This is a genomic window from Vibrio sp. 378, from assembly GCF_033339435.1.
In genome coordinates, this window is sequence record NZ_JAWOUO010000710.1 from 1 (window position 1) to 633 (window position 633).

At 42.2% G+C, this 633-nt stretch carries 1 pseudogene; it reads right to left on the bottom strand.

Features of this window, described 5'->3' with window-relative positions:
- Positions 1-466, bottom strand: a pseudogene (locus R7Q48_RS28415) (hypothetical protein); the annotation flags it as partial.
- Positions 467-633: the final 167 nt, after the last annotated feature.

Consider the following 633-nt stretch of genomic DNA (forward strand, 5'->3'; position numbering starts at 1 on the left):
ACGACAAATAGTTGTCAATATTAACGTAGTAACGCTTTAAGTTTTCTTCATAAGGGATAGAGCGTCTCAAGCGTTTTAAGATCTCAAGCGTCAACTCAATGACTTCGTCCACTTCATCTTCTGTAACGGAGTTGCTCTCGTGCTTATTTAAACTCGCCACTGCTTTATCTAATGCGATAACGTACTGGTAGGCGAACAAACTCAAACTTACGCGGTATTGCTGATTAGAAAGACGTCCGCGCTTCGCTAATCGGCTGTGAACAAGCGGCAATAGAATTTCTGTACTGTAATAAGCACGTTGCTGAGTGATAGAAGTGTAATAAAATTCGGATTCACTGATGATGTCGGCGTTTAAACCAAGCTCACCAGGCACAAAGAAGTAAAGATCTAGGTCGACACTTTTGCTTTCTGCGAGCGCGTGGCTAATTTTTAATGTTACTGAGTCTTGTTTATCGACGGTGACCAAAGAAAGCTCCTGACTTTGCTAAAGCACTCTTGCCTTACGTAATGTAGTTGAGCGTGTAAGGTCGAGATTGCTAAGAGAGTGACTGGGGCAAATAGCCGAGCAGACAGCATAACAGAGAGGTTTGCTTTTCTCTCTGATTTTCTTGTTAGTTTAGGTATAATTCCGTG